Raw genomic sequence first — 25131 nt, forward strand, 5'->3', positions numbered from 1 at the left:
AATGCAGCGAAAGGGTCGCTAACTCAACGGTAGAGTACTCGGCTTTTAACCGATTAGTTCCGGGTTCGAATCCCGGGCGACCCATAGAATTAACATCATAATTATTAGGTTAAAAGAAGGCGATCGCAGCATCCAAGAAATTCCTGCAATTCGGTAGGATAGGCATAGACTAATCCCAAAGACCATTGTCATGGTGAAAACAATTCCACAGCATTGGACAATTCCCCTTCTGGAAAATGGCGACAAACTCAGCCTTTATGAATTTGAGCGTCGCTATAACGCCATGCCTAACTTGAAAAAAGCCGAATTGATTGAGGGAATTGTCTACATACCTGCTGCTTTGCGTTTTAAAAGTCATGGTCAACCGCATGGTTGGATTCTTACATGGCTCGGTACTTACGAAGTCGCTACACCAGGTGTAGCTTTGGGAGTAGAACCCACTGTGCGCTTAGACTTAGATAACGAACCTCAACCAGATGTTGTACTTCTAATCAACCCAGAAGCGGGTGGTCAAGCAAGGCTGAGTGAAGATGATTATATTGAAGGCGCACCAGAGTTAATTATCGAAATTGCTGCTAGTAGTGTCGCCATCGACCTCCATGCAAAAAAACAAGCCTATCGTCGCAATGGAGTCAAAGAATATATCGTCTGGCAAGTACTCGATCAGAAATTGACCTGGTTCTATTTGGAACAGGGTGAGTATCTAGAGTTGGCTGCTGATAGTAACGGTATTCTGCAAAGTCAAGTTTTTCCAGGGTTGTGGTTAGGGGTTGCAGAGTTATTAGCGGGGAATATGCAGTCTGTGTTGACTGTTTTACAAACAGGCTTGCAATCTCCTGAACACGCAGCATTTATCCAGAGACTAGCGCCTTTTGCCTGATGCGATCGCTTGGAGATTTGCCAAAATAGTTAGGAGTGCGATCGCTTTCAAATAACCATTTGGGATACTGCGCTACCAGAGCTACTAGCTGTAGGGTAACTAAATCTACAGCAATACAGAGCAACGATGGTGCATAGTACAGGAGTATAGAACATATTTATAGTAACGATGGCATAAACTTTTTCAACATAGATACACGACACTAGTTATAATTTCCTATAAGTTGAAAAAACTCTTAAGATTTAGCGTAATAAATACGCTTCTCTCAGACCGACTAGCTGACAACCACATTAGGAGGACTATCTATGGCGCTTGTACCACTGCGGCTGCTGTTGGATCACGCAGCTGAAAACGGTTACGGCATCCCAGCTTTCAACGTTAACAATTTGGAGCAGATTCAGGCAATCCTGAAGGCTGCTGTAGAGACAGATAGCCCCGTAATTTTACAAGCTTCACGCGGCGCTCGTAATTATGCTGGCGAAAACTTCCTCCGCCACCTGATTTTGGCTGCGGTAGAAACCTATCCTCACATTCCCATTGTCATGCACCAAGATCATGGGAATGCTCCTGCTACTTGCTACTCAGCAATCAAGAACAACTTCACCAGCGTGATGATGGATGGTTCTTTAGAAGCTGATGCTAAAACCCCCGCTAGCTTCGAGTACAACGTCAATGTTACCCGCGAAGTTGTAAATGTAGCTCATGCTTTGGGTGTCAGCGTTGAAGGTGAACTCGGTTGTTTGGGTTCTCTAGAAACTGGTGCTGGTGAAGCTGAAGATGGTCACGGGTTTGAAGGTACACTCGACCACTCACAACTGCTAACCGACCCCGATGAAGCTGTTGACTTCGTAGAAGCAACCCAAGTAGATGCTTTGGCTGTTGCCATTGGCACAAGCCACGGTGCTTACAAGTTTACCCGCAAGCCGACTGGTGAAATTTTGGCCATCAGCCGCATTGAAGAAATTCACCGCCGTCTGCCTAACACCCACTTGGTAATGCACGGTTCATCCTCTGTACCTGAAGATTTGCTTGCACTGATTAACCAGTATGGTGGTGCAATTCCTGAAACCTACGGTGTACCTGTAGAAGAAATCCAAAAAGGTATTAAGAGTGGTGTACGTAAAGTAAACATCGACACCGATAACCGTTTGGCAATTACTGCTGCTGTACGTGAAGCTTTGGCTAAAAAACCAGAGGAGTTTGACCCCCGTCACTTCCTCAAGCCTTCTATTACATACATGCAGAAGGTGTGTGCTGAACGCTATCAACAATTTGGCACAGCTGGCAATGCAAGCAAGATTAAGCAAATTTCTTTGGAAGATTTTGCTGCTAAGTATGCTAAGGGTGAACTAAATGTTGTCACCAAAGCTGCTGCTAAAGTTTAATTCTGACAACCAATAAATAGGTGCATAGTACTGCTATGCTCCTAAAAAATTGAAGATTCTAATATTGACATAAACCGGGTAAATACCCGGTTTTTTATTTTATTTGTAAAGGGTTGAGAATGGGGAATGGTCAATAATCAATAGTTGCTTCTTGCCCTGCTCCCCCTGCTCTCTACTCCCCACTCCCAATCCCTAAAACACCCGATGTTGTAAAGAAGGCATTTGACGGCGGACTTGTTCTAACCTAGTTGGCTTGATTTCTGCGATCGCAATTCCCGGTTTTTCTCCAGCATCGGCTAAAATTACACCCCAAGGGTCGATAATAACGGCGTGACCGTGGGTTAGACGGCGACCGTAGTTATTCCCTGTTTGGGCAGGAGCAATGACGTAGGCGGTATTTTCGATGGCTCTGGCTTGTAGTAGTACTTGCCAGTGGTCTTTGCCAGTAAAGGCGGTAAAGGCGGCGGGAATAAAGATAACATCGGCTCCCTTATCTGCCAAATGACGGTACAGTTCAGGGAAGCGGACATCATAACAAATAGAAAGCCCTAAATTACCGAGTTTTTCTGAGAAATACACGGGTGGTAGTTCCGTACCAGCCACAACAGTGCTGGATTCCCGATAGGTATTGCCATCGGGGACATCAACATCAAATAAGTGTACTTTGTAGTAACGGGCAAGTTCTTGACCGCTTGGATCGATAAGTAGAGTGGTGTTATAAACTTTGCCTGTATTGTCTACAGGAAGAGGAAAGCTGCCGCCCAAGATTGTAACTTGAAAGCGTTGAGCCATTTTTTTGAGAAATTTTTCACTTTCAAGAGCGATCGCATCACCTTGTGCGAGTTTATCTTTTTCTTCTCCCATATAGGAAAAGTTTTCTGGCAAGCCTACCAGTGCAGCACCTTGACGCACAGCAAGCTCTATTAATTCTTCTGCCTGAGCCAAATTTTTGTGTAGATCGGGCACACTTGTCAATTGAATAGCGGCGGCTAAATAAGACTTCATAGATTCAACAATGAACAGTTGATTTATGGAAAAGAGATTATCAAAATATATCGCTACTTCAACATTTGTGGAACTTAATTAGAAATGCGTCAGCATTGCTTTTCTTTAACACACTGGTTTTATTACCGATCTTAATCTTCCTCTGGGTTCTAGCAAACTGAGCAAGATAAAGATTAGGTTGTGATCAAACCCTGATAAAAGCTGTCTACTGTGGATATTTCTATTCTCATTCAAACATTTATCGCTGTGTTTGTCTTGGCAGATGCTGTGGGCAATATACCAATTGTTTTAGTTTTGACCAAAGGCATGATGCTAGACCAAAGAAACAAAGTTACAGCACTTTGCGCGACTAATTGGTACAGTAGCAACAGTGGGCAAAATATTCTTTAAAAATCGGCACATCGCGCTCTCACGCTTGTCTTAACCCCTGTCTTTTCTTCCCAATACTCACAGTATTCCAACAAGGTATAATCCGAGTGTTCATCCACTATTGCCTTGATTTGTTGTTCATACCCACTCAACTGGCAAGATTCCCACCTGTTGCTGTTCGGGGTGCAATTGTACCTTTTTCCTTTTTTTGCTTTAGTAGCCCTTGTACTGTGCTTTTACTCACTTGAAATAGTTTGGCAACTTTCCGTATAGATATGTTGCCTGCTTCGTATGCTCCTACTATTTTTTGCAGTAAATCTACAGAGTATGCCTTCATTTTTTTTGATTTTCACACTCTGTTACTGTACCTCATCGTTACGCAAAGTGCTGTAATTTAACTTATTCAGTAAATTACTTTTTTGTGACATATTTTGCAGCCATTCAATTAGGGGTCTTAAGGTTCCTGGCAATGCTGCTTCACTGACGGTCACCGTATGCTGCTTACCGTTATCTTCCACTGTTAACTTATACTGAAAGCGATCGCTCTCTTGATTTGGCGAAGTAATTAGTTCAGGTAGCCTAAATAAATCTGCAACTTCCACCAGTCGGGGAAGTGTCGCAGCTTCATCTGGCGAGAGAGTGTCTGTATCAACGGTTGTCTTCTTGCTGATTCCAGCAAAGCCACCTGTGCGTTCAAAGGATATCCGCATTTTTTGCTCTCTGTTGTGTTATTTAGTTGGGATAAAAACTTAAAATGGGAGACTATATTTCTCACAACCCACTTTAGCAACAATACACAACAGATTTATCAGCCCTGAGTGTTGAGTGAGAGAGTGGAAGTATTGACTATTTATTTATTCCTGACTCCTCACTCATAACTCCTAGATAACTCCTACCTTTTGCCAAGCGTTCTGTACAGCTTTTTGCTCATTACTACCATTACCGTAAAGTTCACCAGCAACTTGAATGGTGACGTTAGCAGCTTTTTTAAAATCTGCTTTGGCTTTCAAGCGATCGCGTAAAGCTAGATACCAGATTTTGCCCGCTTTCTCCCAAGCATAGCCACCAATTTCCACAGCCGCTAAATAAAAAGCATGGTTAGGAATTCCTGAGTTGATATGCACGCCACCGTTATCATCAGTACCAGTGTATTTATCTTTTACATGGCCTGGTTGAGGATCTTTACCCAATACTGGATCATCATAAGCTGTTCCCGGTGCTTTCATTGATCGCAGGGCAACACCTTTGACAGTTGGGACTAAAAGACCTTCGCCAATCAGCCAATCTGCTTCTTGTGCTGTCTGATTTTTGATCTTTTGTTTCACCAGCGAACCGAAGACATCAGAAAATGATTCATTTAGTGCCCCTGGTTCGCCATAGTACTGTAAACCCGCTTCATACTGGGTTATACCATGAGTTAGCTCATGCCCAATCACATCAATTGATTTCGTGAAGCGTTGAAACAGTTCTTCATCACCATCACCATAAACCATCTGGTCGCCGTTCCAAAAGGCATTGTCATATTTAACGCCATAATGCACAGTGGAGTCTAAACGTAGCCCTTTATCGTCAATAGAATTGCGATCGAATATCTCATAAAACAAATCATAAGTAGCACCAGCAGCATCATAGGCTTCATTCACTGCTACATCACTGCTGGGAGGATCGCCTTCACCGCGCACTAATGTACCAGGAAGTTGCTGACCATATTTTGCATCGTAGATGGTACGGCGCTTTTCACCTGGAGAAGGTGCAAATGAGACAGTACCTATGACATCTCTCCGTCCGCGAAATTGTGCCGAAACATTTAATGTACGAAAAGCCCAATTACGCTGTTGAGGATTACCATTTACAACGACATGTTCCAGTATATGGGGCGGGATAATACAACAAATCGGGCATCTAGAGTCAAGTGGATGCTCATACTTAAACCCGCCTGATTTCTTTTTATTTCGAGCCATCCAAGATATTCTCCCTTTTAAACTAAGTGATGGCAAACAGTGGCTTTAACTCCACTGGAGAAAAGAGCAAAAAAACGAATCCAAATTGCGTGTCCCTGGTTTCTTTTCTGAAGAAAATTTTCTACTCTGTATTTTCGGATCGGTCTGTAGAGGATTGATAGTACCCTCGCGGGTACTTCTGATGTGGAAATATTGCATCAAAACACAAGGACAGCTTAGATACCACAAGTTTCAGCCAAAATCTTTGTGTGAGTTAGCAAGACCTCCTTTACAGACCTAAAGCGTCTATATATTAGTTCTAATCAAGGGAAATAATGTTATTTATTACTGTTTTGTTACCATAAGTCTGCTAATCCGATAAATATCGATTAGGGACAGGTAAATTCCAAATCCAGTATCCAAAACCTAAGACTTTCATCGCCAGCCACCTAACACCGCCAGACCATAATATTTCCAAGGGACTGCAACTGTTTTAAATCCAGCTTTGCTCAACATCTGTAAATGAGTATCTAAGCTAGCTAGCTGGTCTTGACTAGAGTAACCTTGAGTGCTGCTCGTACCAAGCTTTGCACGAATCTCTGTTAAATTAGTTCCCTGTTCAACTGACCACTCTTCTCGTGCAGCCTGATAAATTTCTGCTAAGGCTGATGATTCCGGTAAAATTGGGTCTCCATTCCAAAAACAGCCATCTTGAGCAAGGCTAGCAGCAATTCGGCTAAATAACTTTAATTTCATCTCATCCTGGAGATGATGGATTGCTAAGGATGAGACACAGGCATCAAATTTGCTACCAATATCTAATTTTTCTGGATTATTTGCCCAATCACCAAAGTCTGCTTGTGTACCAACCCAACGTTTTTGATATCCAGATGCTGTGATTTTATCTTGGGCAAATTGTAACATTCGAGGTGAGTAATCTAGAGCAATTACTTGGGCATTTGGAAAGCGTTTGAGTATTTTGAGACTAAGTTCGCCTGTACCACAACCTAATTCTAATATCCGCAGACTTGTGGAATGTAGACAACGGGTAATTACCTCCAACATCTCATCATATCTGGGTATCAGTTGGCGAATACCAATGTCAAAATCACCAGTGCTGGCGAATACCTCTCCGGGAAATAACTGTTGCATAGGAATTAGAACTAATGTGTACACTAATCAATAGTTGATGAACCTGCCAGGGAAGGTTTTATCTCTTGAGACGCAGTTTATAGCCACCACATTGAGTTCCCAGACAGGCTGTTAGGTAAGCAAGAGAAGGTTTTTTGTTATAGAGATAGTGATACCCCTATTACTCGTCAATTTGACCAACGCGGCGGATATTCAAAATGTCGCTCATTTTCTTAATTTGGACGAACACTTGCTCTAATTGAGAGCGATCGCGTATATCTATTCCTAAATCCATCAATGCAGGTTGACCAACAGAAGTTTTCACCTGTGCATGGCGGACATTGATTCCTTGGTCACTCAACCGTGACAAAATATCTTTTAGCACCCCTACACGGTCAAGGGCTTCAATTTGAACATCTACTGGATACGTGTGCGGACGACCACTATTTTCGGCGGCTGGGTTCCACCTGACTGGTACTAAACGCTCATACTCCACACACTCAAGATTATTGCAGCCTTGGCGATGAATTGAAATCCCCCTACCTCGCGTCACCACACCAATAATCGGTTCGCCAGGAATCGGGGTACAACACCCAGCTAAATAATACACCAGCCCCTCTACTCCAACAATTGGCGAATCACTAGCGCGGGAAGTTGTTGGAGGTGCATCTCGCAAAGCTTTTGATGATGGTTCTTTGGGGATAAATGGCGACACTGTGGAAACTGGTTGTTGTCCCTTCGCCACTTCTCGCCAACGATTTAGCACCAAGTTCAACGTAACTTCACCATAACCCAAACCGGCAAGTAAATCGTCCACACTGTGGTAATTACACTTTTCGGCGACAGTCTCCATTGCATCGGACTTTAGCAAACTATCAAAACCAGTTTTACCTAGTTCCTTTTCTAACAATTCCCGTCCACGGGCAACATTTTCTTCCCGGCGCGATCGCTTGTACCATTGTTTGATCCGATATTTCGCCGCCGAACTTCTGACAAAGTTCAACCAATCCAAACTCGGATGGCAGTTCTTTTGGGTAAGAACCTCTACAATATCGCCATTTTGTAGTCGGGTTGACAGAGACACCATTCGCCCATTCACTCGCGCCCCTGAACAGTGGTTTCCAACTTCCGTATGAATGCGATAAGCAAAATCTACAGTGGTAGAACCGGGGCTTAAAGGAACAACATCCCCCTTAGGGGTGAAGACATAGACATCATCTTCAAATAGATTATCCTTGACACTATCAAGATATTCTTGTGCGTCCTTGAGATCAGTTTGCCATTCTAGCAGTTGTCGCAGCCAAGTAAACTTGTCATCTGTGCCTGTCAAATGGCTAATACTAGAACCTCCAGTTTCTTTGTATTTCCAATGGGCGGCAATCCCATATTCGGCAATATGATGCATTTCGATTGTCCGAATTTGCACCTCTAAAGGACGACCAGTTAGTCCAATCACCCCAGTATGCAGCGACTGGTAACGGTTAGGCTTTGGCAGCCCAATGTAGTCTTTAAATCTCCCAGGAATTGGGCGAAAAGCATCATGAACCACCGCCAAAGCTCGATAGCATTCCTCATTGCTTTGAACAATAATCCGCAGCGCTGCCAAATCGTAAATTTCATGAAATTCTTTTTGCTGGCGGTGCATTTTTTGGTAAATGCTATAAAGGTGTTTGGGACGACCGCTAATATCCTGAAAGCGGATTCCGGCTTGCTGCAAACGCTCTTGCAACATATTCGTAGCTCTAGCCAGTTTTTCTTCTCGCGCCGTCCGTTTTTCAGAAACAAGCTCTTGCATTTGGCGGTAAGCTTCCGGTTCCAAATACTTAAAAGCCAAATCTTCCAGTTCCCATTTAATTCGCCAAATCCCCAAGCGATTGGCTAAAGGCGCGAATATATCTCGCGTTTCTTGGGCACTGCGGCGGCGGCTAGCCTCTGACATATATTGTAAAGTTCGCATATTATGCAAACGATCTGCCAATTTCACCACAATGACCCGAATATCTTGCGCCATTGCCAAAAACATCCGCCGGAAGTTTTCGGCTTGGCTTTCGGTTTTGCTAGTGAAATTGATTTTAGAAAGCTTGGTGACACCTTCAACCAATTGCCGCACTTCTGGGCCAAAGCGTTCTTCTATTTCTTGACTTGTAACTTCTGTATCTTCAACGACATCATGGAGAAATCCAGCTGCTATCATAGCAGCACTACCTCCCAAGTCACGCAGCAAGTCGGCTACAGCAATGGGATGAGCGATATATGGTTCTCCCGATTTGCGGTATTGACCTTGATGCAGTTGGTAAGCAAATTCAAATGCGCGACCAATTAAAACTGCATCACTATGCCTTCGGTCATCTTCCACTTCGCCGTTACTTGTCGATGACTCCTTCAAACATTTTTTTAACCATTCCGGAATGGCTAGATCAACTGATGAATTTATAGCTAGACTGCTCATACAAGTTTGTTTGGATAGGATCGGTAGATAAGTGAATGATAAATAAAAGTGGCAGCATCACCCTAAGAAAATGCTGTCGCCCATCAACCTTGAAAATCCATTGATGGCAAACTAAGCCTCAAATCAGCATTTGAGGCTTTTAGTGCTAATAAGCCTTTAAGAAAGTTTATTGTAAAAGAAAAATTACTTGACACTAATACTATCTTAACTAGCACTGGATGTCTTTAAACCCTGAGAAATATTTGGCACTCGTAACCTTGCTAGAGCAATTACGCTCCGATGCCACAACGACGCAAATCGCTGCGCCAGAACTGCGAGTGCGTGTAGCCTCGTTGCAGCAATTTTTCGGACAGCAGATTGTGCCTTTGGCTGATGAAAACTGGCGAGTGCAGTCTTATCAAACGGAAATGAGTAAGCAATTGCGTTTGTTGGCAATAGATGTGATGTTTTTGCAAGGAGCGCGGCAAGCATCGACTGCACAGACGAGACTTCAGACGATTAGCGATCGCTTGACAACCCTCATTCAGTACTGTAATGCTATTCTGCAACCAGAAGCGGAAGGAGAAAAATAACAATTGTTTACCTTTTTCTCTAATTAACCCATCATCTCATTTACGACCGTTCGTGAAAAGTTATTTTGCTAACAAGTTAAAGGTAGGAAGGGGGAAGGGGAAATGGGGAAGGGGGAATGGGCATAGTTATTCTTGTTGTCCCTCTAATAGTTCTGATCTAAGAAAGCCTTATTTCAGATTTGTCCCCATGCCTTATGCCCAATTCCCAATCCCTTTGAGGAGAAGATTCATTGTGCGGCGCATATATGCTTCTACTGGCTCGGTTGTGGGTTTAAAGATCAGTGCATAATATAGTGACCCGCTCACCAGATCGATAATTAAGTCTACGTCTGCATCCTTGTGTATTTCACCTCTAGACTGGGCACGCTCAAGTACTTTAGAGAATGCTTCACGTCGGAGTTTTGTATATTTTGTCCAGTAAACCTCTGCAAACTGAGGATTGCTAGACGCGGTACTAATTATTAAAGCGAGTGTCTGACGACCAAGGGGACTATCTATCTTTTTAGCGGCATTCTCAATCAAAATATCCATGTCTCCCCAAAAGCTGCTAGTATCGGGGATCGCTAAATCATCTCTCAAACTTTCTATTGCGTCTGCAACTAGTTCTTCTTTGGAAGTGTAACGCCGATAGATGGTCGTTTTACCAACTCCAGCACGAGAAGCGATCGCTTCTATACTCATGCTCTGATATCCTACCTCTGCAAGCAAGTCTAAGGTCGCTTGCAGAATCGCTTGGTCGGCGTGGATGCTGCGCGGTCGTCCTGAAGGGCTGTTGATTTGGTTACTCATAAAAATATCATTCCCAAGCAATATCTTCTTGGCAATCTGCTTCTGGCTTTGGTAACAGAACAAGCATCAGGGAAACAAATAAGCCCTACTACCAAGTTTTCATACACGAAAACAACAAAAGTGACTATCCATCTTTAGCATAAGTATTTCTGCCGCTTTTCGTTGAAGTCTCCCTTGACCATTCTTATATGATACGCTACCGTAGCGTATATATAGGATATTTAATTTTTGCTTTGGGAATCGCTCTGACAATGGCTACCAATATTAAACGTTCTAGTTTTGATCAATTTGGTTATGTCCACGGGCCATTGAAGTGGGCGATCGCTTTGACGGCTTCTCTGGGTGCAATTTTAGAAGTAATTGATACTAGTATTGTTAACGTTGCCCTGACGGATATGCAGGCTAGTTTGGGTGCAACTGTCAGTGAGGTAGGTTGGGTAGTAACTGGATATGCGATCGCAAATGTCGTTTTAATTCCCTTATCTGCATGGCTGGGAGATTACTTTGGACGCAAAACTTACTTTATCTTTTCGTTGATTGGCTTTACCATTGCCTCGGTTTTATGCGGGTTAGCATTCAATTTACCGATGCTGGTTCTTTCCCGAATTCTTCAAGGTTTATGTGGTGGCGGGTTGCTAGCTAAAGCCCAAGCAATTTTGTTCGAGACTTTTCCACCTGCTGAACAGGGTTTGGCACAGGCAGTTTTTGGGGTAGGTGTAATTGCTGGCCCAGCTATCGGCCCAACTTTAGGAGGATTCTTGGTAGATGGTTTGGGCTGGCGGTGGATTTTCTTTGTTAATATTCCCTTCGGGATCGTTGCAGTAGCGATGTCCTTCATGTTTTTGCCTAAAGACAAAGACAAAAGCCAGACGCAAAGCCAATCTGTCGATTGGTTCGGCATTGGGTTTTTGATTATTGCGATCGGCTGTCTGCAAACTTTGTTAGAAGAAGGAGAGAAAGAAGACTGGTTTTCCTCCGGTTTGATCACCACCTTAGCGATCGCCAGTATTATCGGATTAGGGCTATTTATTTGGTACGAGTTGAAAATAGCCCATCCTGCCGTTGATTTGAGAGTTTTGCGTCACCGTTCTTTAGCTGCGGGAAGCGTTCTCTCAGCAGTAGTGGGTATGGGGCTTTATGGCACACTCTTTGCAGTGCCGATATTTGCTCAAAGTGTACTGCACTTTACGGCAACGCAGACAGGACTATTGTTAGCGCCTGGTGCTTTAGCGTCTGCGATCGTCATGGTTCTATTAGGCAAGCTTTCCAGTAAAATTGATGCCCGATTTTTAATTGCAATGGGCGCTGTCGGCTCATCTGGAGTTATGTTTCAACTAGCAGCAATTACCCCACAAACGGGCACAGATGATTTATTTTGGCCATTGGTATGGCGTGGGGCTTTTACTGTGTTGATGTTTCTCCCTTTGAGTTTGGCAGTTTTAGGCCCGCTACCCAAACAAGATGTTTCTGCTGGATCTGGTTTCTACAACCTGACTCGACAACTAGGTGGTAGCATCGGCATTGCCCTACTTACTACTCTGCTTGATCGAAGACAAACTTTTCATCGAGCTATCTTGTTAGAAAAACTTAGCCCTTATGACCCAGAAACCAATCAACGTCTAGATTTGCTCAATGGGGCACTTCAAAGCCAAGGCATAGATGCGGCAACAGCACAGCAACAAGCACTAGCTTTATTAAGTCAAACAGTAAATACTCAAGCTGCTGTTTTATCTTATGCAGATTGCTTTCGAGTGGTAGGAATCGGGTTCCTTTGCTCATTACCCCTATTACTATTCTTGGGTAAAGGCGGTGCCGGGGCAAAAGCACCAATCAGTCATTAGACGGATATCAATTTTAAGCTCTCTGAGGTAAAGCTAAGTAAAAACACGGCTTAAAAATCCTTCTGAGCCGAAAGTCACAGAAAAAAATTAATATACACTGATATATCTAGATAAAAAATAAAAATCCCACTCACTTTTGAGCAGGACTATGTGAAGTCTTATTGCTAAAATTAGAAATTCCGCTCTTAGAAAAAGTTCATTATTGTAATAACGCCAACACTAGTTAACATCATTAAAGCGCCCATGATTATAGATTGACCTAATGGATTGCTGAATTTTGAATCGTTCATTTAAGTAAAAATCCTTTTTTAATAGTTCCTTAACCATATCAAAATCAGTATAAATATCTATAAAAGCGCTGTAAAACTTAAAATCCCGTAAAATTCCTTAACAAAAAATTAATTTGCAACTTAAGTATCGGTTTTTACTTATGAGGGGTTAGTCTTTTAATCTCCCCACTTCCGATTCTCCAGATCCAAAATGTAGTATTTTCCGAACAGAATAAATACCTGAACTCCGAGCGGAATATGCGCCTTTATGGAGTAAAATAAATCTTAATCAAGGTAGAAATATTTGAATAGAAGATTATCATGACAGTCTCCACGGCATCTAGAAACCAAGCGATCGCTTTTGACTTAGAAACATTAAATCAGCAATTTGAAACTGCCACTCCCAAAGAGATATTGGCATGGTCTATAGAAAATATCCCAACGGGATTGGTGCAAACCAGCGCCTTTAACGTGGATGACATGATAATTACCCATATTCTTTACAGTGAACTGAAGCATCCCGTTCCTGTAATCTTTCTCGACACCTTGCACCACTTCCCTGAAAGCCTAGAATTAGTTGCCAAAGCTAAACAAATCTACAATCTGGATTTGCAAACTTTCAAAACTCCAGACGTAGAAACCCGTGAAGCCTTTGAAGCCAAATACGGCGATAAACTTTGGGATACGGATATTGCTAAATTCCACCACATTACAAAAATTGAGCCACTGTTACGGGGTCTAGACGAACTCAACAGCGTCGCTTGGATTACTGGTCGCCGCCGTGACCAAGCAGTAACCCGTGCAAATATGCCCATATTTGAATTCGACGGTAAAGGTCGGTTGAAAGTAAATCCCATCGCTACCTGGACACGTCAAGATAGTTGGGTTTACGTGGCTGAACACGGAGTCATCTACAATCCTCTACATGACCAAGGTTATCCCAGCATCGGCGACCAACCTATCACCACCAAAGTAGGCGAAGGTGAAGACGAACGCGCCGGACGCTGGCGGGGAAGTGATAAAACAGAATGCGGAATTCATATTTAGTTATTAGTCATTGGTCATTTGTCACTTGTACTGAGCGAAGACGAAGTATTAGTCATTAGTATTAGACAAAGGATAAATGACTAAGGGCGAAAGACAAATATGATAAAAATCCTCCATCTTTCCGACATCCACATGGGAAGCGGCTTCTCCCACGGACGAATTAATCCTACAACTGGGTTAAATACACGATTGGAGGATTTTGTAAATACTTTGTCTATATGTATTGACAGAGCGCTGACAGATGCTGTTGATATGGTGATATTTGGTGGCGATGCTTTCCCGGATGCGACACCACCGCCTTATGTACAACAAGCTTTTGCCAGCCAATTTCGCCGTCTTATGGATGCCAATATTCCCACAGTATTGTTAGTAGGCAACCATGACCAACATTCTCAAGGACAGGGAGGAGCGAGTTTAAATATTTACCGCACTTTGGGAGTGCCAGGGTTTGTTGTCGGTGACACATTAACTACTCACTGCATCGAAACCCGCAATGGCAAAGTGCAAGTAATTACCCTCCCTTGGTTGACTCGTTCCACCCTGATGACTCGCCAAGAGACTGAAGGTTCGTCTTTAGCAGAAGTCAACGAACTGTTAACGGAACGTCTGCGAGTTGTAATGGAAGGGGAAATTCGCCGTCTTGACCCTGATGTGCCAACAGTGCTTTTAGCTCATTTGATGGCTGACAACGCTAGCTTGGGGGCAGAACGCTTTTTGGCAGTGGGTAAAGGTTTTACTCTACCCTTATCTTTGCTGACGCGACCTTGTTTTGATTATGTAGCGTTGGGACACGTCCACCGCCACCAGAACCTCAATAAATCTAACAACCCGCCGGTGATTTATCCGGGAAGTATTGAGCGGGTAGATTTTAGTGAAGAAAAAGAAGATAAAGGCTATGTAATGCTGGAACTGGAGCGAGGAAGAGCTGAATGGGAATTTTGTCCCTTAACAGTTCGGACTTTCCGCACCATTGAGGTGGATGTCTCCAAAGCAGATGAGCCGCAAGCAGTGTTAATGAAAGCGATCGCTAAGTATGATATTCAAGATGCTGTAGTGCGGCTAATTTACAAACTCCGCTCCGAACAGATGGATTTAATTGACAGTTCCTCTCTACATACTGCTTTAAGTCCCGCTCATACCTACACCATTCAAGCAGAATTAGTCAGTCAACTAGCCAGACCCCGGATTCCTGAATTGAGCGCAAGTAGCAGCATCGACCCAATGGAAGCCTTAAAAACTTACTTGAACAACCGCGAAGACCTCAAAGACATAGCAACATCAATGCTGGATGCTGCACAGAAGTTACTAGCGGATGATGTGGAAATCTGGCTAGAAGCAGCAACTAACGAGTAGGATAGATGCCAATCAGATTTCAATACAGTGTGTAGAGACGCGAAATTTAGGGTCATCTAGAAAAACCCACGAAAAAACTAACTCCCTTGCCGACACGGGAAGGGGGAAATTTCAAAGTCTCTTCTAAAAGTAAAGAGATTTTCGAGATAACCTAAATGGAGTTCTTCTACAAGGTGCTAGAACCCTTTGATGAATTTTCCGATACAGGTTAGGATAATCCATCAATTAAAGGAAAAACTTCAAACCCGCTTAATCGCGCTGTAACATGAAAGTCACCCAAATTTATATTTTTGGGCAGATCATTGAGGAGTTTGCTACTCTACTATCAACTATTGTTTTTCTTCTAGCTAGAGGAAATTTTTGACTCAGTAAAAAAAGTTATCGAGCCTTGAATAAGCTACTCTTTACAGGTAAATCTTTTCGTTTTATGGCTTTTGTCTTACCACTAATCATCTGGTGGGGATACAAAGAAGTACAAAACCAATTTGTACAGCCGCAAGCAGTTGTAGTGTTGGGTGGTTCAACAAGACGTTTAGAGCGAGAGAAGTTTACGGCCGAATTTGTTCGCCAGCATCCAAATATACCAATTTGGATTACTGGGGGTAGTCCACCTAGATTCACCCAACGAGTCTTTACCAAAGCTGGTGTTGATCCCAAGCGTTTACATCTGGATTATGAAGCCGTAGATACAGTTACTAATTTTACTACGTTAGTAGATGATTTGCAAGCTCGTGGTATCAAGAGCGTTTATTTAATTACTTCAGACTTCCACATGCGCCGGGCTTGTGTCATCGGCGAAATTATTTTGGGTAGTCGAGGTATTTATTTAAAACCAGTGCCAGTCCCTTCAGAAAAACCCCCTGAATCTATCGAAAAATCTATCCGTGATGGAGCAAGAGCCATACTTTGGATAGCAACTGGTTACACTGGTGTGGATGCAGCTAAAAATAAACGGTAAATCATCAGTGGGAATTTGTATGATCTTGATGTAACTCAAGATAGGTAAATTAAGAACATTAATGCCAATAATCGTGATAATAACTAAGTAATAATAGACACATGAAACCACAGCGATGCCTGCGGCGGGCTACGCCTACGCAAAACTAGCGCAACATTAACCCTCAAACAACACAATATAAAAACCAATTAACTGTTTTTGCTCATTTGGTTGCTTAGTGAATACTTTGCGTCCATCAAAGTTTTGAGTGGTGACTTGCGTAAATGGAATTTATCTGTGTAGCTCAGGGAAAAAAACGCCCCAACTTATCTCACAATTTGATACCCTAGCTTAAACAGATTTGAATAAAAGTTAAAGCGTGGAAATTCAACTTGGGCGAGGAAAAACAGCTCGTAGAGCTTACGGAATAGATGAAATTGCTCTAGTTCCTGGTAACAGAACACTAGATCCTAGTTTGGCAGATACTAAGTGGCGTATTGGCAATATTGAGCGAGAAATTCCGATAATTGCCAGTGCAATGGATGGCGTAGTAGATGTTCGTATGGCTGTACGTTTGTCACAGTTGGGAGCATTAGGTGTCCTCAATTTAGAGGGTATTCACACTCGCTACGTTGACCCAGAGCCAATATTAGATCGGATTGCCTCTGTGGGGAAAGATGAATTTGTTGCCTTGATGCAAGAACTCTATGCCGAACCAATAAAGCCGGAATTAATTGAAAAACGTATTCAGGAAATTAAAGAACAAGGTGGCATTGCGGCGGTAAGTGCAACTCCAGCCGGTGCTAGTAAATACGGTGAGGCGGTAGCAAAAGCTGGGGCCGATTTATTTTTTGTCCAAGCTACAGTAGTCTCTACTGCACATCTGTCACCAGAGTCGATAATACCACTTGATTTAGCAGAATTTTGCCGTTCTATGCCCATCCCTGTGGTGTTGGGGAATTGCGTAACTTACGATGTGACGTTGAATTTGTTGAAAGCTGGGGCGGCTGGCGTACTAGTGGGAATTGGACCCGGTGCTGCTTGTACATCCCGTGGGGTGTTGGGTGTGGGTGTGCCACAGGCAACTGCGATCGCCGATTGTGCAGCAGCACGAGATGATTACTACAATGAAACTGGTAACTATATCCCCATTATTGCTGATGGCGGTTTAATCACCGGTGGCGATATTTGTAAATGTATCGCCTGCGGTGCTGATGGTGTGATGATTGGTTCACCCTTTGCGAGAGCCGCAGAAGCCCCAGGACGTGGTTATCATTGGGGTATGGCAACTCCTAGTCCAGTGTTGCCTCGTGGTACCCGCATTCGCGTTGCCACCACTGGTAGCCTAGAGCAAATACTCATTGGCCCAGCCGGGCTAGATGATGGCACTCACAATCTTTTAGGAGCCTTAAAGACGAGCATGGGCACTTTAGGAGCCAAAAATATTAAAGAAATGCAGCAAGTGGAAGTTGTAATTGCGCCTTCCTTATTAACTGAAGGTAAAGTTTACCAAAAAGCTCAACAATTAGGTATGGGGAAATAAGGGAGCAGGGGGCAGGGGGCAGGGGGCAGGGGGCAGGGGGCAGGGGGCAGAGGGAGCAGGAGGAGACAAGGGGGACAAAAAAAATAACAATTCCCAATTCCCAATCCCCAATCCCCAATTCCCAATTCTGCAATAAATTTTTCCAGCCCCCTAAACAATTGCTGGAAAAATCCGATATGTCGCCTACAATAGAGATAGCGGAGACGAATGTTTCCGTTCACTCCTCACACCACACTCCGCCCGGACTACTGTTCGGGCGGTTCCTTATGTTTGTAAATAAATTCTAGAGCTTCTTTGCAAATGTACATCCTTAGACTCCCAAGCTGATGTTTTTGCTATGGTAGAATTTTCACCAAGTTCAGATATTATTGGCGAAGGTTTTAGGCATGTCAACAGCCGCACAAGTTACCGATTCTAGTTTCAAGCAAGAAGTACTCGACAGTGATGTACCCGTTTTAGTTGACTTTTGGGCACCCTGGTGCGGACCATGCCGTATGGTAGCTCCTGTTGTCGATGAAATCTCCGAACAGTACAAAGGTCAAATCAAGGTCGTCAAAGTCAACACGGATGAAAATCCTCAAGTTGCTAGTCAGTACGGCATCCGCAGTATTCCTACATTAATGATTTTTAAAGATGGACAAAAAGTAGATATGGTGGTAGGTGCTGTACCTAAAAGTACATTGGCTTCCACTCTAGAAAAGTATCTTTGAACCTCAATTGGTAACAAAATCCTTTTGAGTTATCCATGTTGTTCTAGCTTTAGGTTAATTTTTACAAACAAGTTTGAGAGGCGCGAATTTCTCGTTTTTCAAACTTGTTTACATTTGTATACAGTCTCAGAATATTTTTAGGAGTTTTCTAGCTCAAATGTTCATAACCAGATAGTTGGCTCGGTTTTCCTCCAGTTGCTACACTTGGCTCTAGTGTCCCTATTTCTCGTTTTCGCTTCACGAGGTCTTGTACTGTATTTTTATTTACCTTGAATCTTTCTGCTACTTTGCGAATAGATGTATTTTCCGCTTCGTAAACGCTAATAATTTTCTCCCGCAGGTCTACTGAGTAGGGTTTTATCTGATTTTTTACTTTTATCTTCTCAACTACTGTACAAAACCGTTACACAAAGTGCTGTATTTTATCAAGGTCTTATGAACAAACCAATCAAACGAGCTTTTTTAGATACAGAAGATGGACAAATTCTTTATCGTATTGGTGGCGAAGGAGAACCACTTTTTTTACTTCATCAAAACTTCAGAAGTGGTGACGAATTTCGTGAGTTGATACCAATTTTTGCTCAAAAAAGACTAGTTATCGCTATGGATTTTTTAGGATTAGGAGATTCAGATAAACCACCCCAAATGTATTCAATTGAAGATTACGCAAAAACTGTTCTTTTACTGCTAAATGAATTAGGAATAAAAACCACAAGTATTCTTGGGAACCATACAGGTGCTTGTGTAGCAGCAGAAGTTGCAGCAGCTTATCCTGAGAGAGTTGCAAAAATTATATTATGCAACATAGATAACTTTAGCGAAGACGGAAAGGCAGCTTTATCCAATAAATTTGAAAATCTCAAGATAAAAGCAGACGGTTCCCATCTTATACAAAGATGGTCAGCCAGAGCAAACTATATAGGTTCTGCTGAGTTAAATCATCGTTGGGTTTTGGACGATTTAAAATGTTTTGGCTATCCTTGGCATGCACCTTTGGCTGTTATCGATTACTGCCAAAGAATGGAAGCAAGATTTCGTTTAATTAAATCTCCAACTCTAATATTGTCTGGAACAGAGGACGTAAAACAATTAGAAAGACTAGGTTTTGCTAACGTAGACAATAGAGAGTTTATTTTAACAGCAATTCCTCATGCAAAGATGATTGATATTGAAGGCGGAACAATATGTATGATGAATCAAATACCTGAAGAAATATCAAAAGTAGTAATTGATTTTCTAGAATAAGCTAGTTTTTAAAACCAATAGAATTTAATCTTTTAATATTGCTCAAAATAGGGCAATGCAACTGAGTAAATAACTATATACAGCCTCTAAAAGTTTTATGCCCAGAAAACACATTGAGTTTATTCAATCAGCAGATGTCCCCCAAAAATCTTGGGTTGTAGATGGTCTTTTGGAAGGTGCTAAAACACAGATTCTGAGTTTCGATACCGAAAACGGTTCTTCTACAGAAATTGTTGAGTGGACGCAACACTGGAAAAGCGATTCTGGTTATTTCAATTGTGATATGGAAATTTTTGTTCTTAGTGGACAAATGCAAATTGGACAACTGCATCTTGGACAATACACTTACGGCTTTATTCCTGAAGGTGTCTGCATGGAAGCTTGGAGTACTCAAGAAAATACCACAGCCCTGTGGATGCCAAGCGCTGAACCCATTTTTATAAAATCGCTAACTGATGCACCAGGAGCAAAAAGACAAGATTATATACCTTCTTTAAATTCCTATCTAATTCCTTGGTCTCAAACTCTCACTCCAGGTTTTCCTCCAGGAGCAATGAGAAAAACCCTGCGTGCCGATACTAACATTAAAAGAAGCACTTGGCTGATCGGATTATTACCACAGTTTGCTGAAACTTTTGGAGAGTATCATCCTATGACGGAAGAGGGATTTGTCCTCCAGGGAAGTATGAAAACACAGGTAGGTCTCTTGACTCCAGGTTGTTATTTTTCGCGTCCACCACTTATTACACACGCCCCAGCATACACTGAAACTGGATTATTTGCTCTTATTCGTGGTGGCTATCCTCATCTTTCGTACCATGCCTGGGAACCACCATTAGAAACGTACTATCCTTCGGGTTGGAATAAATAGATGCCAAAATATGAAGTAATTTTGTCTCTACTTTAAATTTGCAAATACTTTCATGTAGAGGGAATTATTTAAGACTGGGGGCGTTTCAAATACCGCCCAGTGGGTGAACCTAAAACTTGCCCATTGTTATAAATAAGATTTCCACGTAAAAAGGTACTTTTCACCCTCCCAGTTAACTCTACTCCTTCAAAAGGTGTATAACCTTGTTCTGACTCAGACTCAGCCGCACGCACTACAAAGCTTTCATTGGGGTTTACCAGCACCAAATCAGCATCATAGCCAACAGCAATATCGCCTTTTTCTAACAACCCAAACCGCTGCGATGGGTTCCAAGATAGCAATTTAGCCATCTGGTTATAAGACATCCCCCGCTTGCTACCTTCACTAAATACACCAGAAAGTAAATATTCTGTACCGCCAAAACCAGACTTTGCTAACCAAATATTATTCGGGTCTTTAACATTTCTTTTTTGTTCAGCAGAACAGCAAGCATGGTCGCTAACTATCCAATCTACTTGATTGTTTAGTACTGCTTGCCACAAGTATTCCACATCAGCGCGAGGACGGATAGGAGGATTAACTTTTGCCCAAATACCATTAGGAGTATCGACATCTAATAGCAAATGTCCAACAGTAACTTCTCGCCGAAAATTAATATGAGGAAAAGCAGTTTGCATAGTCAAAGCTGCTTCCATTGCTTTACGCGAACTTAGGTGCAACAAATTGATATTTGCACAGTTAGTTTCATTGGCCAAATAAGAAGCAATACAAATTGCTAAACCTTCTGAATGAGGCGGACGCGCTGCACTGTAAGCGTGTAATCCGCTCAGACTAGAATCGTTTTCAACTATTTTAGTATAGGCATTGAGAATTTCTGCAACTTCACAGTGCAAACTCAAGCTGATAGTATCTCGTGCTTCTGGATGTTTTTCCATCAAGCGAGTTAGACCGCGCATAATAAATTCAAAATGGGCGAAGTCGTATCTTTCCTCTTTGTTAATCATCAAAAAGAGGTTTTGCTGGTCTGACAAACCATGCAACCCATATCCGCCATAAAACATGAAGATTTTAAACGAAGATATACCGTATTCCTCAAACAATAAAGGTATTTCGTCAATATGCTGGCTAGCTATAGGTGCGATGTGATAGGCGTAATCTACAAAAAAATTACCTGTGGATAACGCCAAAACCTCTGGAAAAAAATCGCGGTAGGAGCCGCCTTTATTAAGATAATACTGCCCTGTACGGATGTAATTTAAGCTGGTAGTTACGCCTCCCATTGCGGCTGCTTTGCTTTCAGTCACAGCATCTTTGTCGAGGGGTTGATAGATACCGACGTGCATATGGGCATCCACGACTCCAGGAAAGCCTAGCAGGTTTTTGCCATCAAATACCTGTTTGCCTGTGTCTGCGCTAATATTAGAGGCAATCTGAGCAAATTTTCCATCCTTAATGCCTAAATCAAGTAGTTCGATTGCATCCTGATGGGGACAAACTACTCGCACATTTTTGATAATTTGATCTAATACGGGAGTTTCAGACACAGTAGACCTCACACTAAAATGAGTTTAGTCAGGAATTCCAACATCGAATCTGGACGAAGACCAAATCCTATCATTATATATAACGGTTTTTTATGAAATCATCTTCAGGAGAAAAAACAATGGAAAGCTTTAATGAATATAATATCGACCCAAATCAATTTACTTTTCTCAAAATCTTTGAAGATAACTGGCAAGTGATTAGAGAAGAATTTAAACGCTTTATTAACCAGGCATCTGATGAAGAACTAAAGTTAACTTACGAGATTCTGGGGCCTAAAAGTAAAACGATTAAAACCAAAGGTGATGCAAAGTACAGCGCTTTCGGTATTTTATTTCAAGGTCTTTTTATTGAACAATATATTCAAACTTATCAAATACAATATCCTGATTATAGGCCAGATGAGGCATCCAAAAAAGCACTTTTATTAAGAGAAAAGTATTTTCCAAATTTAGCTAATTTGATAAAAAATGTGAATTTTATTGATGATGATATCATCAGAAACGTCTATTATGGTACATTCCATCCGGGATTAGATATTAAGCTGCATGTAAACTATAACCCTCATACAAATCGTGGGTATTTGGGATTAATAGTTCCAGAGGGAGATGTGGCTATGAAAATATGCCACGATCAACTTTATTGGCATGAAGGAAAATTCCTGGTTTTAGATCATAGCTATCCACACTGTCCACATAATTACACCAATTATGATAGAACTGTTTTGGTTGTTGACTTTTTTAAACCGGATAAGCCTAGAGATGAAGTGATCCGATTTGAGAAAGAGCAAGTCACACAACGGATGCAAGATAATCCTTACAGCTTAGGTGTTTTTGGGAAAAGCGATAAAGCTAAAGAAGAAGATTTTATCAAGTATGGTTTAGCCCATCAGTTAGAGTGGGATAAAGCTTTATAAGGATAGTGTAATGAACCTTAGATTGTTGATAAATAGTGCGTTAGGTGAAAGCATAACGAACGTACCCTAAATTTAAATTTCTCAACATAGTTTTTAATATTTGCACCAAATTACTTGTATCAATGAATGTACAAACATACAGAAAGTTAATAGCAAATAAACTGAATCAAGATTTTAAATCTGCCATTAAAATTGTCGAAATTCCTATTCCCCAACCTGCTGCTAGCGAACTTTTAATTCAAAATAAATTTGCTGGCGTTAACGGTGGCTTTGACACCTTACTTTGTCGTGGTGACGTTCCATATATTAACTTAATTCCTCCCTTTGATTTGGGTGTGGAAGCTGTAGGGAAAGTTATTGCTATGGGTGAAAATGTCAAAGATTTTCAAATTGGTGATGCTGTCATAACTACGGCACGTGGCGGCGGTTATCGAGAATATCAGGTTATCGATGCAAACTTAGCAGTGAAAGTGCGGGAAGCAACACCAGAGTTACTAACACTAATTCCCACGGGTGTATCAGCTTTGCTTGCATTGGAACAAGTGGGGGAGATGAAAAGTAATGAAGTGGTTTTAGTAACAGCAGCAGGCGGGGGAACTGGTCATATTGCAGTGCAATTGGCAAAGTTAGCCGGGAATCATGTCATTGGTACTTGTAGTTCTGAGCCGAAGGCAAAGTTACTGAGAGAATTAGGGTGCGATCGCATTATCAACTATCACAAAGAAAATCTCAATCACGTCCTCAAGCAAGAATACCCCAATGGGATTAATTTAATTTTTGACTGTGTAGGTAAACAGGTTTTTGATACTTGCGTTGAAAACTTGGCAGTGCGCGGACGCTTAGTTGTAGTTGGTTTCATATCCGAATACGCAAAAGATGTAGAAGAAATTACACAACCACGCCTTTATCACCAGCTATTTTGGAAAGCTGCTTCTGTGAGAGGCTTTCTCATGCCTCATTATAAAGAATATATGGCAGAGGCACGCGATCGCCTATTAAACCTGTTCTACACAGATAAACTCAAAGTTTCCGTTGACCCAAGACAGTTTCAAGGCATAGAATCAATACCCGAAGCTGTAGAATATCTCTTCAGTGGTCAGAATTGTGGCAAAGTAGTTGTGAGGTTTTAAGTCACACAACATTAGTCTATATCTAGTTATGGTGGGTGGGAATGACACAAGATTCAGAAAATACTTTAAAAGTTGCTCGACAGGCATTTGAGCATCTTACCTATGGTATGGCAACTGGAGAGTGGGAAGCATTGTTAGATATGCTCACAGAAGATTTTACCCTTTGGTTTCCAATGGGAAAATTCCACGGCTTGAATGTCGGTAAACAGAGAGCTAGAGAATTTTTCGAGTACGTTTTTGAAGCCTTCAGTCCTGGTTTGAACCTAAATGCTTTAGACCGTGTTACTAGCAATGAAACAACGGCTGTTTTTGAGTTTAGAGATGAGGGACTTTTGTTTGGACAGCTATACAAAAATCGGGTAGCGGTTTCTTTTGATGTGCGTGGAGAAAAAATTTGTGGCTATAGGGAATACTTTGGCAGCGATGGTAAATCCTATTAAATAATACGTAATTACGAATTACGAACTTGTATTGAGCGCAGCCTCTCGTAGAGAAGTATTACGAATTATTTAGTTTCTCTCTGGGTTGAGTTGGTTAATTTCTTTGCATTTAGCTTCTGCGGCTTGATATGCTGCCAAATATTCCTGACCACCCAACATTACATCACCATAATATTCATAAGGTGGATCGCCATAGATTGGTAATGGCTCATCTTCTGGATAATCTTCTTTTGATTCTTCAATGATGGCTTTCAGTTTTTTAACCGTCAGCCTTTGTGCTGCAAAATACCAGAGTTCTTGGGGATTTTTGTTCAGGTGCGGTAATGTTGGATCGATAATGCGTACCTCAGAGGCATCGCCTAGTTCAATCCAACTGTGTTCAATCGGTCTGTATGGCTTTCCTACAAAAGTTAAAAATCCTTGGACATATCTTGCTCCCTCAGTAGATAATGCTGCTTTGTAAGCATTATCAAACGGAGTGCTAGCTCTGCTGTTTATACGTTCAGCAGTTTTAATTGACAGCGTTTCATCCAGTAGTTTGTTCATCAATAGCAAGGATTAGAGCAGCCATGAGAATATACTACCATTCATGGGGAATGGGGGATGTCAATATCTTTATCAGAAAAATAGGTTTAAAACCCCATGCTTCCAGCACGGCTTTAAAGTAATGAGTAACGCTCTTTTATGTCTCTGGTGAGAGAAAAATGCTGTGATTTGCTGAGATTCTTGAAATTCCTTGAAGGCTGTGAACAATACAGGTGCTGCTA

24 protein-coding genes, 1 tRNA gene and 1 pseudogene are annotated in these 25131 nt (G+C 41.9%); 16 read left to right on the plus strand and 10 right to left on the minus strand.

Translation table 11 applies throughout. The features are described from left to right. Positions 1-12: 12 nt before the first annotated feature. A tRNA-Lys gene (locus V7K69_RS05505) sits at positions 13-84 on the plus strand. A 106-nt stretch (positions 85-190) separates the two neighbouring features. Beyond that, on the plus strand, positions 191-880 hold the full coding sequence (locus V7K69_RS05510; protein WP_335032107.1) for a Uma2 family endonuclease: 690 nt from the start codon (positions 191-193) through the stop codon (positions 878-880). Here V7K69_RS05510 and V7K69_RS05515 read toward each other — a convergent pair. After that, on the minus strand, positions 852-1004 hold the full coding sequence (locus V7K69_RS05515; protein WP_335032108.1) for a hypothetical protein: 153 nt from the start codon (positions 1002-1004) through the stop codon (positions 852-854). The genes V7K69_RS05510 and V7K69_RS05515 overlap by 29 nt on opposite strands. 181 nt (positions 1005-1185) lie before the next feature. Between V7K69_RS05515 and fba the strand changes: the two genes are divergently transcribed. Continuing rightward, positions 1186-2265: a class II fructose-bisphosphate aldolase gene (gene fba / locus V7K69_RS05520; protein ID WP_100898838.1), complete on the plus strand. Its 1080-nt coding sequence runs from the start codon at positions 1186-1188 to the stop codon at positions 2263-2265. A gap of 192 nt (positions 2266-2457) precedes the next feature. Here the strand turns inward: fba and V7K69_RS05525 are convergent, their stop codons facing one another. Then, positions 2458-3270 carry a carbon-nitrogen hydrolase family protein gene (locus tag V7K69_RS05525; RefSeq protein ID WP_335032110.1) on the minus strand — a complete coding sequence of 271 codons (813 nt, stop codon included), beginning with the start codon at positions 3268-3270 and terminating at the stop codon, positions 2458-2460. Between the two features lie 210 nt (positions 3271-3480). Between V7K69_RS05525 and V7K69_RS05530 the strand changes: the two are divergent. Continuing rightward, positions 3481-3603, plus strand: a pseudogene (locus tag V7K69_RS05530) (MarC family protein); the annotation flags it as partial. A 184-nt stretch (positions 3604-3787) separates the two neighbouring features. On the opposite strand, the gene V7K69_RS05535 reads toward V7K69_RS05530, so the two are convergent. The 5 genes from V7K69_RS05535 to V7K69_RS05555 form a co-directional block, all read right to left on the minus strand. Continuing rightward, positions 3788-3976, minus strand: a complete 189-nt coding sequence (locus V7K69_RS05535) for a helix-turn-helix domain-containing protein (RefSeq protein WP_335032112.1) — start codon at positions 3974-3976, stop codon at positions 3788-3790. 22 nt (positions 3977-3998) lie between these two features. Beyond that, a complete protein-coding gene (locus tag V7K69_RS05540; protein WP_335032114.1) occupies positions 3999-4349 on the minus strand; it encodes a protealysin inhibitor emfourin in 351 nt (116 codons plus the stop codon). Between the two features lie 171 nt (positions 4350-4520). After that, positions 4521-5600 (minus strand): M4 family metallopeptidase, encoded by a 1080-nt coding sequence (locus V7K69_RS05545; protein ID WP_335032116.1) that lies wholly within the window; start codon positions 5598-5600, stop codon positions 4521-4523. Positions 5601-6014: 414 nt separating this feature from the next. Next, entirely contained in the window at positions 6015-6731 is a 717-nt protein-coding gene (locus tag V7K69_RS05550; protein WP_335032146.1) for a class I SAM-dependent methyltransferase, read from the minus strand. 160 nt (positions 6732-6891) lie between these two features. Then, positions 6892-9159, minus strand: a complete 2268-nt coding sequence (locus V7K69_RS05555; RefSeq protein WP_335032118.1) for a RelA/SpoT family protein — start codon at positions 9157-9159, stop codon at positions 6892-6894. A gap of 218 nt (positions 9160-9377) precedes the next feature. Here V7K69_RS05555 and patD point away from each other — a divergent pair, with 218 nt between their 5' ends. After that, entirely contained in the window at positions 9378-9731 is a 354-nt protein-coding gene (patD, locus tag V7K69_RS05560; RefSeq protein ID WP_012411843.1) for a heterocyst frequency control protein PatD, read from the plus strand. A 192-nt stretch (positions 9732-9923) separates the two neighbouring features. Here the strand turns inward: patD and V7K69_RS05565 are convergent, their stop codons facing one another. Continuing rightward, complete coding sequence (locus V7K69_RS05565; protein ID WP_335032121.1) at positions 9924-10520, minus strand: TetR/AcrR family transcriptional regulator; 597 nt, start codon at positions 10518-10520, stop codon at positions 9924-9926. Between the two features lie 188 nt (positions 10521-10708). Between V7K69_RS05565 and V7K69_RS05570 the strand changes: the two genes are divergently transcribed. The 8 genes from V7K69_RS05570 to V7K69_RS05605 all read left to right on the plus strand — a co-directional run bounded on the left by V7K69_RS05570 (position 10709) and on the right by V7K69_RS05605 (position 20336). Further along, positions 10709-12361: a DHA2 family efflux MFS transporter permease subunit gene (locus tag V7K69_RS05570; protein ID WP_335032123.1), complete on the plus strand. Its 1653-nt coding sequence runs from the start codon at positions 10709-10711 to the stop codon at positions 12359-12361. Positions 12362-12951: 590 nt separating this feature from the next. After that, complete coding sequence (cysH, locus tag V7K69_RS05575) at positions 12952-13677, plus strand: phosphoadenosine phosphosulfate reductase (protein ID WP_335032125.1); 726 nt, start codon at positions 12952-12954, stop codon at positions 13675-13677. A gap of 99 nt (positions 13678-13776) precedes the next feature. Next, positions 13777-15030: an exonuclease SbcCD subunit D gene (locus V7K69_RS05580; protein WP_335032127.1), complete on the plus strand. Its 1254-nt coding sequence runs from the start codon at positions 13777-13779 to the stop codon at positions 15028-15030. A gap of 427 nt (positions 15031-15457) precedes the next feature. After that, complete coding sequence (locus V7K69_RS05585) at positions 15458-15988, plus strand: YdcF family protein (protein WP_012411838.1); 531 nt, start codon at positions 15458-15460, stop codon at positions 15986-15988. A gap of 358 nt (positions 15989-16346) precedes the next feature. Next, positions 16347-17510, plus strand: a complete 1164-nt coding sequence (locus V7K69_RS05590) for a GuaB3 family IMP dehydrogenase-related protein (RefSeq protein ID WP_334809358.1) — start codon at positions 16347-16349, stop codon at positions 17508-17510. A gap of 386 nt (positions 17511-17896) precedes the next feature. Further along, positions 17897-18220, plus strand: coding sequence for a thioredoxin (gene trxA / locus V7K69_RS05595; RefSeq protein WP_012411836.1), 324 nt, complete (start codon positions 17897-17899; stop codon positions 18218-18220). Positions 18221-18655: 435 nt separating this feature from the next. Further along, positions 18656-19465, plus strand: coding sequence for an alpha/beta fold hydrolase (locus V7K69_RS05600; RefSeq protein ID WP_335032130.1), 810 nt, complete (start codon positions 18656-18658; stop codon positions 19463-19465). Between the two features lie 97 nt (positions 19466-19562). Beyond that, a complete protein-coding gene (locus V7K69_RS05605; RefSeq protein ID WP_335032132.1) occupies positions 19563-20336 on the plus strand; it encodes a DUF4437 domain-containing protein in 774 nt (257 codons plus the stop codon). 68 nt (positions 20337-20404) lie between these two features. On the opposite strand, the gene V7K69_RS05610 is transcribed toward V7K69_RS05605, so the two are convergent. Further along, positions 20405-21880, minus strand: a complete 1476-nt coding sequence (locus tag V7K69_RS05610) for an amidohydrolase family protein (RefSeq protein ID WP_335032134.1) — start codon at positions 21878-21880, stop codon at positions 20405-20407. Positions 21881-21999: 119 nt separating this feature from the next. Between V7K69_RS05610 and V7K69_RS05615 the strand changes: the two genes are divergently transcribed. The 3 genes from V7K69_RS05615 to V7K69_RS05625 all read left to right on the plus strand — a co-directional run bounded on the left by V7K69_RS05615 (position 22000) and on the right by V7K69_RS05625 (position 24364). Beyond that, positions 22000-22794: an aspartyl/asparaginyl beta-hydroxylase domain-containing protein gene (locus V7K69_RS05615; RefSeq protein ID WP_335032149.1), complete on the plus strand. Its 795-nt coding sequence runs from the start codon at positions 22000-22002 to the stop codon at positions 22792-22794. A gap of 122 nt (positions 22795-22916) precedes the next feature. Then, positions 22917-23924, plus strand: a complete 1008-nt coding sequence (locus V7K69_RS05620) for a zinc-binding dehydrogenase (RefSeq protein ID WP_335032136.1) — start codon at positions 22917-22919, stop codon at positions 23922-23924. Between the two features lie 41 nt (positions 23925-23965). After that, the gene (locus tag V7K69_RS05625) at positions 23966-24364 is read left to right on the plus strand and encodes a nuclear transport factor 2 family protein (RefSeq protein ID WP_335032138.1); all 399 of its coding nucleotides are present in this window, start codon (positions 23966-23968) and stop codon (positions 24362-24364) included. Positions 24365-24433: 69 nt separating this feature from the next. Here the strand turns inward: V7K69_RS05625 and V7K69_RS05630 are convergent, their stop codons facing one another. Then, positions 24434-24910, minus strand: coding sequence for a hypothetical protein (locus V7K69_RS05630; RefSeq protein WP_335032140.1), 477 nt, complete (start codon positions 24908-24910; stop codon positions 24434-24436). Positions 24911-25131: the final 221 nt, after the last annotated feature.

Source organism: Nostoc sp. (assembly GCF_036917775.1).
GTDB lineage: Bacteria > Cyanobacteriota > Cyanobacteriia > Cyanobacteriales > Nostocaceae > Nostoc.

Coding starts and splice junctions, on each gene's coding strand:
- V7K69_RS05510 (WP_335032107.1), top strand. CDS start 191: ATGGTGAAAACAATTCCACAGCATTGGACAATTCCCCTTCTGGAAAAT.
- fba (WP_100898838.1), top strand. CDS start 1,186: ATGGCGCTTGTACCACTGCGGCTGCTGTTGGATCACGCAGCTGAAAAC.
- V7K69_RS05525 (WP_335032110.1), bottom strand. CDS start 3,270: ATGAAGTCTTATTTAGCCGCCGCTATTCAATTGACAAGTGTGCCCGAT.
- V7K69_RS05535 (WP_335032112.1), bottom strand. CDS start 3,976: ATGAAGGCATACTCTGTAGATTTACTGCAAAAAATAGTAGGAGCATAC.
- V7K69_RS05540 (WP_335032114.1), bottom strand. CDS start 4,349: ATGCGGATATCCTTTGAACGCACAGGTGGCTTTGCTGGAATCAGCAAG.
- V7K69_RS05545 (WP_335032116.1), bottom strand. CDS start 5,600: ATGGCTCGAAATAAAAAGAAATCAGGCGGGTTTAAGTATGAGCATCCA.
- V7K69_RS05550 (WP_335032146.1), bottom strand. CDS start 6,731: ATGCAACAGTTATTTCCCGGAGAGGTATTCGCCAGCACTGGTGATTTT.
- V7K69_RS05555 (WP_335032118.1), bottom strand. CDS start 9,159: ATGAGCAGTCTAGCTATAAATTCATCAGTTGATCTAGCCATTCCGGAA.
- patD (WP_012411843.1), top strand. CDS start 9,378: ATGTCTTTAAACCCTGAGAAATATTTGGCACTCGTAACCTTGCTAGAG.
- V7K69_RS05565 (WP_335032121.1), bottom strand. CDS start 10,520: ATGAGTAACCAAATCAACAGCCCTTCAGGACGACCGCGCAGCATCCAC.
- V7K69_RS05570 (WP_335032123.1), top strand. CDS start 10,709: ATGATACGCTACCGTAGCGTATATATAGGATATTTAATTTTTGCTTTG.
- cysH (WP_335032125.1), top strand. CDS start 12,952: ATGACAGTCTCCACGGCATCTAGAAACCAAGCGATCGCTTTTGACTTA.
- V7K69_RS05580 (WP_335032127.1), top strand. CDS start 13,777: ATGATAAAAATCCTCCATCTTTCCGACATCCACATGGGAAGCGGCTTC.
- V7K69_RS05585 (WP_012411838.1), top strand. CDS start 15,458: ATGGCTTTTGTCTTACCACTAATCATCTGGTGGGGATACAAAGAAGTA.
- trxA (WP_012411836.1), top strand. CDS start 17,897: ATGTCAACAGCCGCACAAGTTACCGATTCTAGTTTCAAGCAAGAAGTA.
- V7K69_RS05600 (WP_335032130.1), top strand. CDS start 18,656: ATGAACAAACCAATCAAACGAGCTTTTTTAGATACAGAAGATGGACAA.
- V7K69_RS05605 (WP_335032132.1), top strand. CDS start 19,563: ATGCCCAGAAAACACATTGAGTTTATTCAATCAGCAGATGTCCCCCAA.
- V7K69_RS05615 (WP_335032149.1), top strand. CDS start 22,000: ATGGAAAGCTTTAATGAATATAATATCGACCCAAATCAATTTACTTTT.
- V7K69_RS05620 (WP_335032136.1), top strand. CDS start 22,917: ATGAATGTACAAACATACAGAAAGTTAATAGCAAATAAACTGAATCAA.
- V7K69_RS05625 (WP_335032138.1), top strand. CDS start 23,966: ATGACACAAGATTCAGAAAATACTTTAAAAGTTGCTCGACAGGCATTT.
- V7K69_RS05630 (WP_335032140.1), bottom strand. CDS start 24,910: ATGAACAAACTACTGGATGAAACGCTGTCAATTAAAACTGCTGAACGT.